13 protein-coding genes are annotated in these 14,127 nt (G+C 36.0%); 11 read left to right on the forward strand and 2 right to left on the reverse strand.

The window, feature by feature from the left end; translation table 11 throughout:
- Positions 1-78 precede the first annotated feature (78 nt).
- Positions 79-669, forward strand: coding sequence for a biofilm matrix protein CalY (gene calY / locus RTP99_RS00135; protein ID WP_000053726.1), 591 nt, complete (start codon positions 79-81; stop codon positions 667-669).
- A 74-nt stretch (positions 670-743) separates the two neighbouring features.
- Here the strand turns inward: calY and RTP99_RS00140 are convergent, their stop codons facing one another.
- Together RTP99_RS00140 and RTP99_RS00145 are read right to left on the reverse strand one after the other, a co-directional pair.
- Complete coding sequence (locus tag RTP99_RS00140) at positions 744-1,067, reverse strand: helix-turn-helix domain-containing protein (RefSeq protein WP_000578887.1); 324 nt, start codon at positions 1,065-1,067, stop codon at positions 744-746.
- A gap of 79 nt (positions 1,068-1,146) precedes the next feature.
- Positions 1,147-1,281: an anti-repressor SinI family protein gene (locus RTP99_RS00145; RefSeq protein WP_000276217.1), complete on the reverse strand. Its 135-nt coding sequence runs from the start codon at positions 1,279-1,281 to the stop codon at positions 1,147-1,149.
- A gap of 341 nt (positions 1,282-1,622) precedes the next feature.
- Between RTP99_RS00145 and inhA1 the strand changes: the two genes are divergently transcribed.
- From inhA1 to RTP99_RS00195, 10 genes are all read left to right on the forward strand, one after another.
- Positions 1,623-4,013, forward strand: a complete 2,391-nt coding sequence (gene inhA1 / locus RTP99_RS00150) for a M6 family metalloprotease immune inhibitor InhA1 (protein WP_000038914.1) — start codon at positions 1,623-1,625, stop codon at positions 4,011-4,013.
- Between the two features lie 172 nt (positions 4,014-4,185).
- Positions 4,186-5,553 (forward strand): aldehyde dehydrogenase, encoded by a 1,368-nt coding sequence (locus RTP99_RS00155; protein WP_000028360.1) that lies wholly within the window; start codon positions 4,186-4,188, stop codon positions 5,551-5,553.
- Positions 5,554-5,791: 238 nt separating this feature from the next.
- Positions 5,792-6,775 carry a spermidine/putrescine ABC transporter ATP-binding protein PotA gene (gene potA, locus RTP99_RS00160; RefSeq protein ID WP_000720319.1) on the forward strand — a complete coding sequence of 328 codons (984 nt, stop codon included), beginning with the start codon at positions 5,792-5,794 and terminating at the stop codon, positions 6,773-6,775.
- Complete coding sequence (gene potB, locus RTP99_RS00165; RefSeq protein WP_000715494.1) at positions 6,772-7,620, forward strand: spermidine/putrescine ABC transporter permease PotB; 849 nt, start codon at positions 6,772-6,774, stop codon at positions 7,618-7,620. The genes potA and potB overlap by 4 nt, the downstream gene beginning before the upstream one ends.
- A 6-nt stretch (positions 7,621-7,626) precedes the next feature.
- Positions 7,627-8,427, forward strand: coding sequence for a spermidine/putrescine ABC transporter permease PotC (gene potC / locus RTP99_RS00170; RefSeq protein ID WP_000714199.1), 801 nt, complete (start codon positions 7,627-7,629; stop codon positions 8,425-8,427).
- 39 nt (positions 8,428-8,466) lie between these two features.
- Entirely contained in the window at positions 8,467-9,516 is a 1,050-nt protein-coding gene (potD, locus tag RTP99_RS00175; RefSeq protein ID WP_000772497.1) for a spermidine/putrescine ABC transporter substrate-binding protein PotD, read from the forward strand.
- Between the two features lie 59 nt (positions 9,517-9,575).
- Positions 9,576-10,223, forward strand: a complete 648-nt coding sequence (locus RTP99_RS00180; protein WP_000727788.1) for a phosphatase PAP2 family protein — start codon at positions 9,576-9,578, stop codon at positions 10,221-10,223.
- Positions 10,224-10,333: 110 nt separating this feature from the next.
- Positions 10,334-12,526 carry an MMPL family transporter gene (locus RTP99_RS00185; RefSeq protein WP_000856427.1) on the forward strand — a complete coding sequence of 731 codons (2,193 nt, stop codon included), beginning with the start codon at positions 10,334-10,336 and terminating at the stop codon, positions 12,524-12,526.
- Between the two features lie 100 nt (positions 12,527-12,626).
- Complete coding sequence (locus RTP99_RS00190) at positions 12,627-13,043, forward strand: hypothetical protein (RefSeq protein WP_000490293.1); 417 nt, start codon at positions 12,627-12,629, stop codon at positions 13,041-13,043.
- 98 nt (positions 13,044-13,141) lie between these two features.
- Positions 13,142-14,065: an RluA family pseudouridine synthase gene (locus RTP99_RS00195; RefSeq protein ID WP_000448336.1), complete on the forward strand. Its 924-nt coding sequence runs from the start codon at positions 13,142-13,144 to the stop codon at positions 14,063-14,065.
- Positions 14,066-14,127 lie beyond the last annotated feature (62 nt).

The following is a 14,127-nucleotide window of genomic DNA, read 5'->3' on the forward strand; positions in this document are numbered from 1 at the left end:
TATAGTTTTAGTTACATCTCTTATTGTAAATAAGAGATAGCAATAAAAAATATAAAAAACAGCTAGGGGGAATTTATTGTGAGTCTAAAGAAAAAGTTAGGTATGGGAGTTGCATCAGCAGCACTGGGGTTATCTTTAATTGGTGGAGGAACGTTTGCATACTTTAGCGATAAAGAGGTTTCAAATAATACATTTGCAGCTGGGACGTTAGATCTTGCTTTAAACCCTAAAACAATCGTTGATATTAAAGACCTAAAGCCGGGGGATTCAGTTAAGAAAGAGTTTTTATTAAAGAACAACGGAACGTTAGCTATTAAAGACGTTAAACTAGCGACAAAGTATGATGTAAAAGATGCTAAAGGTGATAATGCAGGTGCTGATTTTGGTGAACATATTAAGGTGAAATTCATTTGGAATTGGGATAAACAAAGTGAGCCTGTATATGAAACAACTTTAGCTGAGTTACAAAAATTAGATCCAGATGTTGTAGCGAAAGATGTTTTTGCTCCTGAATGGGGAGAAAATGGTGGTTTAGCACCAAATTCAGAGGACTATTTATGGGTAGAATTTGAATTTGAAGATAAAGGTGATCAAAATATATTCCAAGGCGATTCATTAAATCTAGAATGGACATTCAATGCAAGCCAAGGAGAGGGCGAAACAAAATAATAAAAAAGCGGGTATCCCCCGCTTTTTTTTATAAAGAAAAAGAAGTGCTAGATGTAAGCACTTCTTTCTATTTATTATTTTTGATCTTGCTTCCATTTTGTAAATTCAAGAAATTCACGAAATTGTTCTTTGGAGACGCCGGAGCTCATCGCATCTTTAACGAGTTGTGTCCATTCGGAGTCTAAGTGATTTTCCCTTGTTGTTTCATCATGAAGTAAAGTATCAACTGGAATTTGTAGAACTGCTGCGATCTTTTCAAGAAACTGAATGGAAGGGTTTTTTTGTAAATTTCGTTCTATAGAACTAATGTAAGATTTAGCAACACCAGCTTTTTCGGCAAGTTCAGTTAATGAAATACCTTTTTGTAAGCGAAGGCGTTTTATACGTTCTCCAATCATATTTGCGCACCTTTCTATCAATATGTCGTCGTCTTATGATGTCATTATTATAACATAAACTTCGCTAAAAAGAACAAACCTATTGAGCCTGACTAGATGGTTTCATACGTTGGAAAAAATGTTCGATATCTTGTAGTGCAATGCCAGCGTCTAGAGCTTCAAGTATTAAATCAATCCATTCTTGATCCAATGCGTCAGTCTTATCTTTGTACAAATGTAATTCCTCCCTAATTATCGGTCATAACTGCTGCTACAGAATACGTGATAATGCAATCGGATTTTGTATTTATGTAGTGAATTATCAAATATTTTGTAGATAAAACAAAGATAAAATCCCCATTAAATTCCCTCTATGGCGATTATAAAGTTTCTGACAAATATTTTCAATATTTTCAGAAAACATTGTTGAATTGTGATATACTCGTATGCTAACTATGAAATTTTTACAAATATATTAAAAACATTACATAATATGACTAAATATTGAAAAAATATTGAATTTTTAATAAAATTTAATTTGTAATACATATTATTTATTAGGGGAGGAAATAAGGGATGAGCAAGAAACCGTTCAAAGTTTTATCATCAATCGCTTTGACAGCTGTATTAGGCCTTTCGTTCGGAGCTGGTACTCAATCTGTATACGCTGAAACGCCTGTGAATAAGACAGCAACGAGCCCAGTTGATGATCATCTAATTCCGGAAGAACGTTTAGCAAATGCACTAAAAAAACGTGGGGTAATTGATTCGAAGGCTTCAGAGACTGAAACAAAGAAAGCTGTCGAAAAATACGTAGAGAACAAAAAAGGTGAAAATCCTGGGAAAGAAGTAACAAATGGGGACCCACTTACGAAAGAAGCATCTGACTTTTTAAAGAAAGTGAAAGATGCGAAAGCAGATACGAAAGAAAAGTTAGATAAACCTGCAACAGGAACACCTACTGCGACAGGCCCAGTTAAAGGCGGCTTAAATGGTAAAGTACCAACATCTCCGGCAAAGCAAAAAGCGTATAACGGTGATGTGCGTAAAGATAAAGTACTCGTTTTACTTGTAGAGTACGCTGACTTTAAACATAACAATATCGATAAAGAACCTGGTTATATGTATTCTAACGATTTTAACAAAGAACATTATGAAAAAATGTTATTCGGTGATGAGCCATTCACATTAGATGATGGAAGTAAAATCGAAACGTTTAAACAATATTATGAAGAGCAATCTGGCGGTAGTTACACAGTGGATGGAACGGTTACAAAATGGTTAACAGTTCCTGGTAAAGCTGCTGATTACGGTGCAGATGCTGCAAGCGGCGGTCATGATAATAAAGGACCGAAAGGACCACGTGATTTAGTAAAAGATGCATTAAAAGCAGCTGTAGATAGCGGTATTGATTTATCTGAGTTCGACCAATTCGATCAATACGATGTAAATGGTGATGGTAATCAAAATCAACCGGATGGTTTAATCGATCACTTAATGATTATCCATGCAGGTGTTGGACAAGAAGCTGGCGGCGGTAAATTAGGTGACGATGCAATTTGGTCACATCGCTGGACAGTTGGACCAAAACCATTCCCAATTGAAGGCACACAAGCGAAAGTTCCATATTGGGGCGGAAAAATGGCAGCATTCGACTATACAATTGAACCAGAAGATGGCGCAGTTGGTGTATTCGCACATGAATACGGTCATGATTTAGGTCTTCCAGATGAATATGATACACAGTATAGTGGTCAAGGTGAGCCAATTGAAGCTTGGTCTATTATGAGTGGTGGAAGCTGGGCTGGTAAGATTGCTGGAACAACGCCAACGAGTTTCTCGCCACAAAATAAAGAATTTTTCCAAAAAACAATCGGTGGTAACTGGGCAAATATCGTAGAAGTAGATTACGAGAAATTAAATAAAGGTATCGGTCTAGCGACGTATTTAGATCAAAGTGTAACGAAGTCAGATCGTCCAGGTATGATTCGTGTTAACCTACCGGATAAAGATGTTAAAACAATTGAACCAGCATTTGGTAAGAAGTATTATTACAGCACAAAAGGTGACGATCTTCATACAAAGATGGAAACACCGCTGTTTGATTTAACGAATGCAACGACTGCGAAATTTGATTTCAAATCGTTATATGAAATTGAAGCAGAGTATGACTTCCTTGAAGTACATGCTGTAACAGAAGATGGTAAACAAACGTTAATTGAAAGACTTGGGGAGAAAGCTAATAGTGGAAATGCAGATTCGACAAATGGAAAATGGATTGACAAATCATATGACTTAAGCCAATTCAAAGGTAAGAAAGTAAAATTAACATTTGATTACATTACTGATGGTGGTTTAGCATTAAATGGATTTGCTCTTGATAATGCTTCATTAACAGTAGATGGTAAAGTAGTATTCTCTGATGATGCAGAAGGTACACCACAATTTAAATTAGATGGCTTTGTTGTATCTAATGGAACTGAGAAGAAAAAACATAACTATTATGTAGAGTGGAGAAATTATGCTGGTGCAGATAATGCATTGAAATTTGCACGCGGTCCAGTATTTAACACTGGTATGGTCGTATGGTATGCGGACTCTGCTTACACAGATAACTGGGTTGGTGTACATCCAGGACACGGTTTCCTTGGCGTAGTTGACTCTCACCCAGAAGCAATTGTAGGAACTTTAAATGGTAAACCGACAGTTAAGAGTAGTACACGATTCCAAATCGCTGATGCAGCGTTCTCATTTGATAAAACGCCAGCTTGGAAAGTTGTATCTCCAACGCGTGGAACATTTACGTATGATGGCTTAGCAGGCGTACCGAAGTTTGATGATTCTAAAACGTATATTAATCAACAGATTCCAGATGCAGGACGTATTTTACCGAAGCTTGGTTTGAAATTTGAAGTAGTAGGACAAGCTGATGATAATTCTGCAGGTGCTGTTCGTTTATATCGTTAATACAGTAAAACTACCGAAAGATTTTTCTTTCGGTAGTTTTTTTGTGAGCAATGAATTTTATATACAAAAAGAAATTATATATAATGTAACTTTACGAATAGAAATTTATTGTATATGAAGTCTATATAAATAATGAAAGAATTGGATAAAAATAGTGGGAGAAGGTGAATGAATGAGTATTTCTTCTATTGTAAATAAACAAAAGGCATATTTTTATAATGGCTATACGAGAAGTGTAGAAGTGAGAAAGAATAATTTGAAGAAGCTTTATGAAGGCGTTCAGCGTTTTGAACAAGAAATATTTCAGGCGTTAAAATTAGATTTAAATAAGTCAGTTCATGAGTCATTTACAACGGAAGTGGGATATGTATTAAAAGAAATCTCTTTTCAATTGAAGCATATTTCATCGTGGAGTAAACCGAAGCGTGTTCGAACAGCACTCACTCATTTTGGATCAAAGGGGAAAGTAGTGCCTGAACCGTACGGTGTGACACTTATTATTGCACCGTGGAACTATCCGTTTCAATTAGCAATTGCACCGCTTGTAGGAGCGCTAGCAGCCGGAAATACAATCGTTTTAAAACCGTCGGAGTTAACGCCAAACGTTTCCAAAGTGATTACGAGGATGTTAGAAGAATTATTCCAAGAGGAGCTTGTAGCGGTAGTAGAAGGCGGCGTTGAAGAGAGTACAGCTTTGCTGAAGGAACCATTTGATTATATTTTCTTCACAGGTAGTGTGGGCGTTGGGAAAGTTGTCATGGAAGCAGCAGCAAAACAGTTGACGCCGCTTACGTTAGAACTTGGCGGGAAAAGTCCATGTATTGTACATAAAGATGCAAAAATAGATGTAACAGCAAGAAGGATTGTGTGGGGAAAGTTTTTAAATGCAGGGCAAACGTGTGTAGCGCCTGATTATATGTATGTGCATGCTTCAGTGAAAGAACAGTTAATTGAAGCGTTGCGACATGAAATTGAGGAGCAGTACGGAAAAGAGCCGCTGCACAATGATAATTATGTACGAATTGTGAGTGAACGTCATTTTGAACGTTTATGTACGTTTTTGAAAGATGGTAAAACTGTAATTGGCGGGAACTATAAAAAAGAAACTTTACATATAGAACCAACAGTGTTAACTAATGTTACATGGGAAAGTGCTGTTATGGAAGACGAAATTTTTGGTCCGATTTTACCAATTATAGAATACGACAACATAGAAGATGTAATTGACACGATTCAGCAACACCCGAAGCCGTTAGCGTTATATGTATTCTCTGAAGATAAAGGAGTGCAAAAGAAAGTAACGAGTAATATTTCGTATGGCGGAGGCTGTATTAATGATGTCGTCTATCATCTTGCAACGCCATATTTACCTTTTGGGGGCGTCGGAAGTAGTGGATTAGGGAGTTATCATGGGGAAGAAAGTTTTCGGACTTTTTCACATTATAAAAGCATTTTAGCCCAATCTACGGCATTCGATATGAAAATTCGTTACTCTTCTACAAAAAGTGCTTTAAAATTCATACGAAAGTTGTTAAAATGATGATGGTGTTTATCAGTAGGCGTAGCCGTATGATAATAGCCCCTTCGGAATGGAAGGGGTTTTTCTGTTCGACATTATGTATCATGCGAAAATGAATCAAACATACTACATAAAGAATAGAAGTGAACGCTTGCTAAATAACCATTTTTGTTTGGATCGAAACAAAAAATAGTCTATAGAACATAAATATTTATTCATGAATATAAAAATTTAAATTTGAGGTAGATAGGACGGGAAAATGAAAAAGATTATTAAAGTTGAAGCAGTAGAAAAACATTTTGGAAATCAAGTGATTATCCCACCGCTTTCTTTAGATATTAAAGAAGGGGAATTTTTAACTATTTTAGGGCCGAGTGGTTGCGGGAAAACGACGTTACTTCGTATGATCGCAGGATTTGAAACGCCAACTAAAGGGAATCTTTTATTAGATGATGAAAAGATTAACGATTTGCCACCATATAAGCGTCATATGAACCTAGTGTTCCAACATTATGCGCTATTCCCACATATGAATGTGGAGAAAAATATTTGTTTCGGTATGAAAATGCAGAAAGTACCGGCAGCAGAGCAGAAAGAGCGTGCTGAAGAGGCAATGCGTTTAACGCAGTTACTTGAGTTCCGTAATCGTAAACCTGCAAAGCTTTCTGGTGGACAGCAGCAGCGTGTAGCAATTGCGAGAGCGATTGTAAATAACCCGCGTGTATTATTACTAGACGAGCCACTTGGGGCGTTAGACTTTAAGTTAAGAAAAGACTTGCAACGTGAATTAAAAAACTTACAACGTAATTTAGGAATTACGTTCATATACGTAACGCACGATCAAGAAGAAGCGATGAGCATGAGTGATCGTATCGTTGTTATGAATAAAGGCCATATTGAACAAATCGGAACGCCGAAAGAAATTTATAATAAGCCGAAAACGTTGTTCGTTGCGACATTTATCGGTGAAAATAATATTGTGAAAAACGGGGAAGGCTATGTAGCAATTCGCCCTGAAAATGTAAAAGTGCGTTCGGTTGAAGAGCCAATTTTAAAAGAATACCACCTTGGCCATATTGAAGACATTGAGTTTGTTGGAAATATGGAAAAGCTTTATGTACGTGATGAGAAAACATCAGAATTACTAATGGCATATCAAACTGCTGAAGAAGCAGCACAGTGGAGCATTGGAGATAATGTATACGTAGGCTGGGAGCAAGAGGACGAGGTGACCTTAAATTGAAAAAAGGGAAATTACTCGCACTACCTACAGTCGCATGGCTGTTAATCTTCTTCCTAATTCCCCTTCTGTTTGTATTGGCATTTGCCTTCATGCAGCGCGGAGCATATGGGACAGTGGAAATGCAATTTACATTAGAGAACATAGCACGTGTATTTGACCCATTATATATGGGGACGTTATGGGAAACAGTGAAAATTGCGGTTATTACCACAGTAATATGTTTACTGATCGGTTATCCATTTGCATATACAATTACAATTGTTGATCGCAAATATCGTTCGATTCTTTTATTATTGGCAACGATCCCGTTTTGGATTAACTTCCTTGTTCGTTCTTACGCATGGATTGTTATTTTACGTTCACAAGGTCTTGTAAACACATTGCTATTGAAGCTAGGTATTATTAGTGAACCTTTAAATTTACTATATAATACACCTTCTGTCATACTCGGAATGGTATATTCTTTATTACCATTTATGATTTTACCAGTGTATGCAGCGATTGAGCAGCTTGATAAGCGTAAGCTAGAAGCAGCTTATGATTTAGGGGCAACACCAGTAAAGGCATTTTGGAATGTTACAGTACCAATGACGATGTCAGGGATTGCTACCGGTTCTATTTTAGTGTTTGTTTCTTCTATCGGAATGTTTGTTGTATCAGACGTTATGGGTGGATCGAAAGTAGCATTAATCGGAAACGTAATTCAAAATCAATTCTTAGGAGCGCGTGATTGGCCGTTTGGATCTGCGTTATCTATGATTGTTGTTCTATTCTCTGTTCTGTTAATTTACTTATATTATCGTGCAACGAAAGTATATAAATATGATGGGAACGGAGGGGAATAGGCAAAGATGAAGAAGTTTTTAGTTTCTTATTCTTGGTTAATTTTATTGTTCTTGTATTTTCCAATGATGGTTTTAATGGTGTATTCCTTCAATGATTCTCGCATTAATGCGGAATGGGAAGGATTCACATTCCATTGGTATACAGATTTATTTCAAAAACAAGATGTTATTGATGCATTTGTAAATAGTATGACGATTGCGATTGTAACGACGATTGTAACGACAGTTCTTGGCGTGATTTTCGCAATTGCATTACATCGTTATAAATATCGTTATGAAGGTGCGATTAACGGTCTTGTATATTTACCAATTTTAATCCCTGATATTTTAATGGGATTATCTTTACTTATTTTATTTAGTCAATTAGGTATGGAGCTTGGTAAAACAACAATTATTATTGCACACATTACATTTAGTATTTCATTTGTTGTCGTTATTTTAGCAGCACGCCTTTCTGGTATGGGACGTGATTTAGAAGAGGCTGCGAATGATTTAGGAGCAACGCCGTGGCAAACGTTTCGTTATGTAACGTTTCCAGCAATTGCACCAGGAGTTATTTCTGCCGCATTATTAACATTCACATTATCAATTGATGATTTTGTAATTAGTTTCTTCGTATCAGGACCAGGATCAACAACATTGCCATTATACATTTACAGTATGGTTAAGCGCGGAGTATCACCAGAAATTAATGCACTTTCTACAATTTTAATTGTGGCTATCGTAGGATTAATGGTTCTATCTGAAATCTTCCGTAACAAAGGTGCAGATGGTGAAGAAAACTCTGGAGGACACCTTCCTTTATAATACGAACGATATAGAAAGTACGAGGAGGTAATAAAATCGATGAAATTAATGAAAAGATTAGCAGGTGCAGCAATTAGCTTTAGCCTTGTTGCTGGTGTACTTGCTGGTTGTGGTGAAAAAAAAGAAGAGTTAAACATTTATAGCTGGGCTGACAATTTTGATGAGCAAGTGTTAAGAGATTTTGAAAAGAAATATAACGTGAAAATTAACTATGATAAGTATGCAAGTAATGAAGAAATGCTTGCGAAATTACAAGCAGGTGGCGCGAAGTATGATTTAATTCAGCCGTCTGATTACATGGTTAAAACAATGGCGAAAATGGATTTATTAGCGCCGTTAGATAAAAAGAATATCCCAAATATCGAAAACATGATTTCTAATTTCAAAACACCTGCATTTGATCCAGAGAATAAATATTCTTTAGTATATACTTGGGGCGTAACAGGTATTGCATACAATAAAAAGTATGTGAAGGAAGCACCTACAAGCTGGGCTGACTTATGGAATGAGAAATATAAAGGGCATGTAACTTTATTAAATGATTCTCGTGAAGTGTTAGGAATGGGTCTTAAGAAGCATGGATTTTCAAACAGCACGAAAGACGATGCACAGTTAAAGACAGCAGCAACTGATTTACAGAAGCTACTTCCAAACTTATTAGCATTTGATACAGATAATATTAAACAAAAATTCATTACAGAAGATGCTTGGATCGGAACAGTTTGGTCTGGGGATGCAGCATTTATCGCAAAAGATAATAAAGATGTAGAGTACGTTGTGCCAAAAGAAGGCGGCACAATTTGGGCTGATACGTTAGCAATTCCAAAAGGTGCGAAAAACAAAGAGCTTGCAGAGAAGTTTATGAACTACTTATTAGATGAAAAAGTAAGTGTGAAAAACTACGAGTCAATTGGATACAGTAATCCAAATGAAAAAGCTCACCCTCTTCATAGTAAAGAATATCGTGAAAACCACATGATCTTCTTAACGAAAGAAGAATTAGATCGTACTGAATGGCTTGTTGATGTAGACGATAAGCTAAAAGACTACGATCGTTACTGGACAGAGTTAAAAACAAAAGGTAAATAAGTGAGAAAATGCGGTTTCTAAAGTAGAAATCGCATTTTTTCATAGTAGGAGGAAATCGTTTGAAGAAGAAGTTGCATCAATATGAGGTAATGTGTATCGGTTTATTATTTGCTGTATTTGGCATTGTTGCTTGGAGAGTACATGCTGGTGGTGTTACAGTGATGGATACATATGTCAGAGGGTTAGTAAAGGGATTACAAACTGAAAGTTCGCTTACATTTTTCTCACACTATACAAAATTAGGGTCTGCTATTGGGATCGTAACTACGCTCGTTATAAGTTTACTTGTTTTTTGGAGAAAACGTTACTATGCTGCGATGATCGTATATCCAGTGGGCATCTTAATAACCCATCTTGTGAATAAAGGGATAAAAGAAATTATGAAAAGGGATCGTCCGTCGCTAAATGAAGCGTTGGATGCACTTGGATATAGCTTCCCTAGTGGACATGCGATGTTATCTATTATGACATTCGGATTTCTTGCTTATATCATTGCGGCAAATTTGAAGAATGTAACAGGGAAATATATGATAACCATTTTGATGGGAATAATCATTGTATCGATTGGATTAAGTAGAGTCATTTTAAATGTACATTATCCAACTGATATTTTAGCAGGCTACTGCGTAGGTGGTATTTTATTAATTATGGCGATTTATTACCATCGTTTACTTACTGAGAGGTTTGGTCTTAATAAAGAAAGATAGAAAAACGTCTAGAAAAACTATTATTATAGTTTTTCTAGACGTTTTTTGTTTGTATGAAGATGTGATACAGTATAAGTGACAATTGAATGATGTAAAGTAGGTGGAAATGTGTGAAAACAAATGTACATAAAGTAGATAAGTGGGGAAAATTAGGAGCTTTTTTGTATCAGTTCCGTTATACAGTAATAGTAGCATTACTATTGGTTGCGATAGCACTCGGTATATTTGCACCAAAGCTACCAGGCGTATTAGGTGGTGATGGCTTCCAAACGGAAGGGGACTACCAGAAAACGAAAGAAATTTTAGATGAAGATTTTAAGAGGTCTCAAGATACACTTCTACTCGTTTTTGAAAAAAATAAGGGCGTTTCACATGAGGAATTTCAAAAGCAAGTAGAGGGGATTGTAAAAAACGTACAAGAGAAAGAGACATATGAATCTTTCCATCATCCAGTGCAAAATAAAGAAATGTTACAAGATGATATCGGCTATGCGACAATTTTATTTTCCGGGAAAACAAATAAAGAACGAATGGAAAAGACATTACAATTTGCTGATAAAATCGAAAAGAAAAGTAATGCAGCATTAAAAGTAACACCTACAGGGTTTCCGAAAATTAACACAGAGATTAATGAAAGAACGCAAAATGATTTAAAAGTAGCAGAGATGATTGGGTTACCAATTGCATTTCTCGTATTACTATTTTCATTCGGTAGCCTTTTGGCATCTATTTTACCAATCGTAAATGGGGCACTTAGTGTTATTAGTACGATGGGCATACTATATTTTATAGGTAGCGATAAGGAACTATCTATCTTTGTGTTAAATGTTGCACCGATGATTGGACTTGCATTATCTATTGATTTTGCGCTATTATTTGTAAATCGCTTTCGAGAGGAAGTTGCAAAGCGAACGGTAAAAGAAGCAATAGCAATTACATATCAAACAGCAGGGCGGGCAATCGTATTTTCAGGATTATGTGTATTCGTTGGCTTATCCGGTTTGTTTTTCTTTAAAATCGATTATATTCAGTCTGTCGCAATTAGTGGAATGATTGTTGTGATTATGAGTATTTTATTCTCGCTCACACTTCTTCCAGCGCTATTATCGTTAATCGGTAAACGAATATTAAAAAAGAATCAAGTAGCACATACACCGGCAAAGGCGTGGCGTACATTTGCACAATTTGTAATGAAACATCCAATTGCGATGATTATTGTTGTTACAACATTTATTGTGATTTGCTTATTACCATTACGTACAGCTAATTTGCAGTTCCCTGATGTGGAAGCTTTACCTAAACAAAGTGATACAAGAATTGCATATGAGAAGTACGAAGAGGCATTTAATGAAACTGCAAAAACACATGCCGATGTTACGTTAGTCGTAGAGACGAAAAAAGATATGAAAGAAAAGGAAAGTTTACAAAAGGTAGAAGAAGTCGTTCAAAAGTTAAAAGATGATAAGAAAGTATATGAAGTAAGAAGTTTATACGACAGTTTAAATGGAATGAAATCAGATCAAGTTGCTGGGATGTTACAGTCGCCAGAAGCTGTTAAAATAGCTCCGGTATTTGAAGCGTATACGAAAGGAAATAAGACAACAATCGAAGTCTTTTTAGATACAAAACCACGTACAGAAATTGGGAAACAGTGGGTTCGTGATTTTAAACAAAATTATAAAGAAACGAACGTTACATATTATCTAGGCGGAATGACGACGTTCCAACAAGAGTTAGAAGATGAAATTAAAGATAAAGTTGCAATTGGTATGTCTGTTATATTTGGATCGACGTTTGTTATATTATTATTTGCATTTCGATCTATACTCATTCCAATTAAGGCGATTATTATGAATATACTTAGTTTAAGCGCAACAATTGGAATTGTTGTTTGGCTATTCGAAGGTGGTCATTTTGGTTTAGAAGCAAGTCCAGTTCTATTTGTTTTACCAATCTTCATTTTCGGCCTCGTCTTTGGGCTTAGCATGGATTATGAAGTATTTCTTATTTCGCGTATCCATGAACTGTATGAAGAAACAGGGGATAACGATCAAGCGACGTTAGAAGGACTTGTTTCAACAAGTAGAATTATTACATCAGCTGCATTAATTATGATTGTTGTAACTGGTGCTTTCGCCTTTACTGATATTTTACCAGTACGGCAAATGGGTCTTGGCGTTGCATTAGCGATATTTCTTGATGCAACAATTATCCGTCTTATGCTCGTACCCAGTTTAATGAAATTGTTTGGAGACTGGAACTGGTGGTTACCATTTCGAAAGAAAAGAGAAAAATCATTATAAAAAATACTCATCTATAAGATGAGTATTTTTTATGAATAGCAAGACCTACATTTTGCAAATAGTATGTGATAAGAACATTACATATAAGTAGGTGAAGGCAATGTTTCGTTATTTTAAGTTTAAGCTAAATGATACAGTACAGTTTGCAGAAAATGATGGGCATATGTATCGCATTGTCGGTTATCGGTTAGAAAAAGGGTTTTATCCAAAAGATGAGTGGACTCATATCATTTATGAATTGCTTAGAGATTTTGATGGGTATACGATGGATGCGGAAGAAGAGGAACTTGTAAAGGTTATTCAAGTAGAGGATGAGTATTACAAAATACAAGAAGTATCGGGATATCGTTATCCGGTAAAAATGAAGCAAAAACAACAAGTGATGAAAACAGAAAAGATGGATGACTTATTAGATACGTATAACGATTATAAGAGATTGGCGGATTTCTTTAAAGATTTATCGTATGAACAAAAAGCGGAAGAAGTGTTGCAGGAAATGAGAAGGCGTAGAGCGTGAGGGGCAGTCTATTATAAGACTGTCCTCTATTTTTGACGGTGCATCAAAGTGTATTTTCCGTTACAATGAGAGAATCAATAGAAATAAGGTGATACAGTATGGAAACGAAGAAGAAGGGCGAGTGGTGCGAAATTACTGTGCCAGCGAAATGGAATGGTATAAGCATTGAGTCGTTATTAAAAATAGAATGGGAAATACCGAAAAAGTTGTTACATCAGCTTCGTATGGAAAAAGGTGTTACTGTTAACGGAGAACAGAGAAGATGGAATGAGCTTTTAAAAGAGGACGAAAAGTTACAAGTTCATATGTTTATGGAGGAAGAATACGGTGTAGAGCCTGAATATGGTGAATTAGATGTAGTATATGAAGACGATCATGTACTCATTGTCAATAAGCCTGAGAAGATGGATACGCACCCTGCTGAAAAAGGCGGGATGGGAACACTTGCAAATCTTGTTGCCTTTCATTTTCAAATGCAAGGTTTAGAGACGAAGGTTCGTCATATTCATCGGTTAGATAAAGATACGACAGGTGGTGTCGTGTTTGCTAAACATAGAATTGCTGGTGCAATTATGGATCGTTTATTAATGGAACGAAAAATTAAAAGAACATATGCGGCTCTTGTAGAAGGGAAAGTGAAAAAGAAGCAAGGAACAATTGACGCGGCTATCGGAAGAGATCGCCATCATGCGACGAGACGACGTGTTTCTCCAAAGGGGGATCAAGCAATCACATATTATAAAGTAGAGAAGTATTTTAAAAAACAAAATGTTACGCTCGTAACGTTACAATTAGAAACTGGTAGAACCCATCAAATTCGTGTTCATATGAGCTATAATGGTAATCCGTTAGTTGGGGATATTTTATATGGTGGAGGAACGAAATATATGTCTAGGCAAGCGTTACATGCGATGAAGATAAACTTTTTACACCCAATTACGAAAGAAGAGATTGAAGTTGATGTACCATTTCCTACAAAATTAAATGACACAATGAAAGAATTTCAAAGAGTGAATGCGTAAAGTGTAAGTTTAAATTTGAGAAAAGTAGATTTTTGCAGGAATTTCTCTAAAAGAAGCGAAGC

Origin of the sequence: Bacillus sp. (in: firmicutes) (genome assembly GCF_031983925.1) — a bacterium.
Taxonomy (GTDB): domain Bacteria; phylum Bacillota; class Bacilli; order Bacillales; family Bacillaceae_G; genus Bacillus_A; species Bacillus_A pacificus.